At 57.9% G+C, this 3,771-nt stretch carries 3 protein-coding genes and 1 pseudogene; 1 reads left to right on the top strand and 3 read right to left on the bottom strand.

Going from position 1 to position 3,771, the window contains the following annotated elements:
• Positions 1–30: 30 nt before the first annotated feature.
• Positions 31–1,278, bottom strand: coding sequence for a sugar MFS transporter (locus AB4043_RS17905; RefSeq protein ID WP_442307681.1), 1,248 nt, complete (start codon positions 1,276–1,278; stop codon positions 31–33).
• A 197-nt stretch (positions 1,279–1,475) separates the two neighbouring features.
• Here AB4043_RS17905 and deoC point away from each other — a divergent pair, with 197 nt between their 5' ends.
• Positions 1,476–2,240, top strand: coding sequence for a deoxyribose-phosphate aldolase (gene deoC / locus AB4043_RS17900; protein ID WP_442299749.1), 765 nt, complete (start codon positions 1,476–1,478; stop codon positions 2,238–2,240).
• Positions 2,241–2,408: 168 nt separating this feature from the next.
• Here deoC and AB4043_RS17895 read toward each other — a convergent pair whose 3' ends face one another.
• Positions 2,409–3,203, bottom strand: a complete 795-nt coding sequence (locus AB4043_RS17895) for an HAD family acid phosphatase (RefSeq protein WP_442299750.1) — start codon at positions 3,201–3,203, stop codon at positions 2,409–2,411.
• 217 nt (positions 3,204–3,420) lie between these two features.
• Positions 3,421–3,771 (bottom strand): annotated as a pseudogene (locus AB4043_RS17890) (AMP-dependent synthetase/ligase); the annotation flags it as partial.

Genomic DNA, 3,771 nt, shown 5'->3' with positions numbered 1-3,771 from the left:
GCCCTGCACTACACCTACAGGAGAAATGCTCTAGGCTGCGCGGTGCTCTGTGGCGCTGTGATCGCCGCGCAACCCGAAGACCACGATGTACACGTAGCAGACAGCCGCCACCATCAGCGCATGCTGCACGCCGATCTTATCGGCCACGAAGCCCGAGAAGAGTGGGATCACCGCTCCACCAACGATGGCGCAGACCATGAGGCTCGATCCCTTGCTCGTCAACTCGCCCAGGTTGGCGATACCGAGCGTGAAGATGCTTGGGAACATGATGGAATTGAACAGGCCTACCGACAGAATCGACCACATCGCCGTATGACCCGAACTCAACATGCTCAGCAGCACCAGCAGGCATGCCGCCGTCGCTGCCAACGCAAGCAGCTTGGAGGTCTTTACCTTCTGCAGCACCGCTGAACCGACGAACCGCCCGATCATCGCGCCGAACCAGTAGATCGATACATACCTCGCCGCCACCGTTTCGGTGAATCCGCTGATCTCCGGCAGGTGCATATAGTTCACCAAAAAGCTTCCTATCGTCACTTCTGCGCCGACATAGAGGAAGATGCCAACCGCTCCCAGCAGAAGCTGCGGATGCCCCAACAGCGCTCCCCACGAGGAACCGCGCGCGTCAGGACGGAAGTCCTGCGTTAACCCGCCCATCGGCGGCAGCTTAATCACTGCCAGCGCTACCGCAAGCAGCATCAGCAAACCGGCTATCCCGAGATATGGCAAACGCACGGTGGAAGCCTGCTGCGCGCGGAACTGCTGCAATGCCGCCTGTGTCAGGCTGCCAAGCTTTGGCGCTTCGACTGCGGCTCCCAGAATCAGGGCGCTACCCAGGTACGGAGCCACCGTCGTTCCGAGCGAATTGAAGGCCTGTGCCAGGTTCAACCGGCTGCTGGCTGTGCGCTGTGGTCCAAGGTTGGCTACATACGGATTGGCGGCGACCTGCAAGGCGGTGATACCGGCGGCAAGCACGACCAAAGCAGCGAGAAAGAGCGGAAAAGCCGCCAGCGAAGCCGCGGGAAGAAACAACAGTGCACCTACGGCCATCGTCAGCAGGCCGGCAATCATGGTGCGCTTGTATCCGATGAAGTCCACCAGCTTGCCGGACGGAATTGCGAAGACGAAGTAGGACGAGAAGAAGGCAAACTGTATCAGCATGGCCTGGGCATAGCTCAGCTCGAAGACCATCTTCAGGTGAGGAATCAGAATGTCATTCAGACAAGTTAGAAAACCCCACATAAAGAACAGCACGGTCGCTGTCGAAAGGGCTTTCATGTTTGTCGTCTCTGGCCCACCCGAGATYGACTGCGTTGTTGTAAGCTCCATCCAAACCTCTTCGTGTTAACAAACCAACAAGGGTGATTGTAAGCCAGCAAAAATCATCGATTGGTCCATCCACTTTTGTCTCTGCCTCTATTTTTCGGGCATAGAATATGCTCTTGGGCCCAACATGGGCCATACGCAGGAGCAATATGAGTATCTCGGTCCCTGACCCGACCACCTTCGACGCCGCCAGCTTTGCTGCGCAGGCACTCTCTTCTCCCGCAGCCCTGGCTGCAGTACTGGATCACACCCTATTAAAGCCAGACGCCACGCGGGCCCAGGTACTGGCTATCTGCGAGGAGGCCGCGAAGTACAAGTTCGCCTGCGCCATGGTGAATCCCTTCTGGACAGGGACTGCAGCAGCAGCATTAAAGGGCACCGGAGTTCCTGTCGGTGTCGTCATCGGCTTCCCTTTGGGCGCCACTTTGACCGCCAGCAAGAAGGAAGAAGCGGGGCGTGTCCTCGCCCTGGGCGCGCATGACGTCGATATGGTGCTGAATATTGGTCTTCTTAAGTCCGGCGAATTCGACGCTGTCAAGCACGACATCCACATCGTCGCCGAGGTTGTCCACGCCCACGGCGGCATTCTGAAGGTCATTCTGGAAACCTGCCTTCTGAGCTTTGAAGACAAGATGCGTGCCAGCGAGCTTGCTATCGAAGCCGGCGCCGACTTCATCAAGACCTCGACCGGCTTCTCGACAGGCGGAGCCACGATCGACGATATCCAACTCATGCGCGGCGTCGCCGGAATCCGCTGTGGCGTCAAGGCCTCCGGCGGTATTCGCAGCCTGGCCGACGCCCAGGCAATGCTTTTTGCTGGAGCCACCCGAATCGGGGCCTCCGCGTCGGTGCGCATCGTGAATGAGTTGGCGAATCCTATGGATGCAGTCGGAGTTCCCACCGGCGGCTACTAAGGAAGACGCTACCGCATATCCCCGCCGTCACCTGTGATGGCGGGATATGACGTTTTGAGCATTTTTCCCTGTTACTGGGTATCCCGAAAGAAGCRTGCGGCGGCGTTTTCATTGCGGAAAACGCCCATAGATGCGGAAGCCCTACACCACACCTACAGGGAAAATGCTCTAAGGCAGGTAATAGAACGGGTTTGGCAGCTTTACGCTCGTCTCGGCCTGCGGCTCTCCGAACAGGTCGCTGTACTGATCTCCGATATTGAGGATCAGCCGATATCCAGCCGCAACCACCTTCGCTCTCTGCGCTGATTTGTAGGCAATCGTCGAGGGATACTTTCCCGGCTCCCGCAGATAAAGCTGCTTCCATCCATGAAAGCCCGCTGTCTCGAGATTGCGGGCCGTCGCCTCGCGCTGTTCTTCCGGACGGCCGGTAATGAAAACGACCTCCACACCCGCAGCCTGCGCCTTTGTCACCAGGCGTAGCGTTCCCGGAATCGGTAGCGATGCCTCCGGAGAAATCACCCACTGATTGAACATACTTCCGATGTAGCCGAAGTCCTCGCGCTTTTCTTCGCAGTAGGCTGAAAGCGTTGTCTCATCGATATCCAACACGATCGCGAGCTTTTCGCCCTGCCTGCGTGTCGCAGTGGCATGCTCCAGCACCGCAATCGCACGGTCGTACTGCGCATCGATATCGGCCCAGTAGCAGCCCGCTCCGGGAACACAGTCGTAGTAGTCTGCGAGTTTGTAGCGCTCCTGTGCGAAGTTCGGCACCGGTTCCGCGGAGAGAAGATAGAGCGGATCGTGCGCTGCTTGTTGCTGGGTCTCGATAAGCTGCTGCGTTGTCGGATGGGTGAAAGGTGCTCTTCCCGGACAGGCAGGAGGCTTCAGCGGATCAGATTGTGTTGGGCGCTGGGCCAGCAGTGAGGTAGCCAGAAGAAAAGGCAGAACGGCACGGAATCGCATGCAGGGATTCTAATTCCCGAAGGTGCATTCATTTTCTTGCTGACATGATGAAGCCCCATTCTTCGCGATCAAACCGCGAAGATGGGGCAACGGAATATCCGACCATCCCTCGTGCCTCAGCGAAGCGGGTCCTTCGCTAATCATCCCAGCGAACAAGTCCGCTGGGGAGCCGAACGCTCAGGATGACAGCAATTAAATGCTGGGACGCGTCGACTCCTTACTCGGCGTCGACGGAGTAGATATCGTTGATAACGTCCTTGTACTTGTCGTTGATCACTCGCCGCTTGAGCTTCATGCTCGGCGTCAGTTCGCCCGACTCGGGTGTCCACTCATCGACAACCACGCGGTACTTCTTGATCTTCTCGAATGGCGCCAGGGTGCTGTTCACATCAGCAATTACGGCCTTGTAGAGCGACTGGGCCGCCGGGCTCTCCAAGGCTGCTTTGCGATCGGAGGGCAGTTCCGTTCCCTGCTGTTTGGCCGCCAGCGTGAGGTTGGCAAAGTTGGGCGAGATGAGCGCCGATACGAACTTCCGTTTATCTCCCAACAGCGCTACATTGCCTACGAG

Source organism: Terriglobus sp. YAF25, assembly GCF_052113305.1.
GTDB lineage: Bacteria > Acidobacteriota > Terriglobia > Terriglobales > Acidobacteriaceae > Terriglobus.
This window is presented reverse-complemented; position numbering and strand designations above follow the sequence as displayed.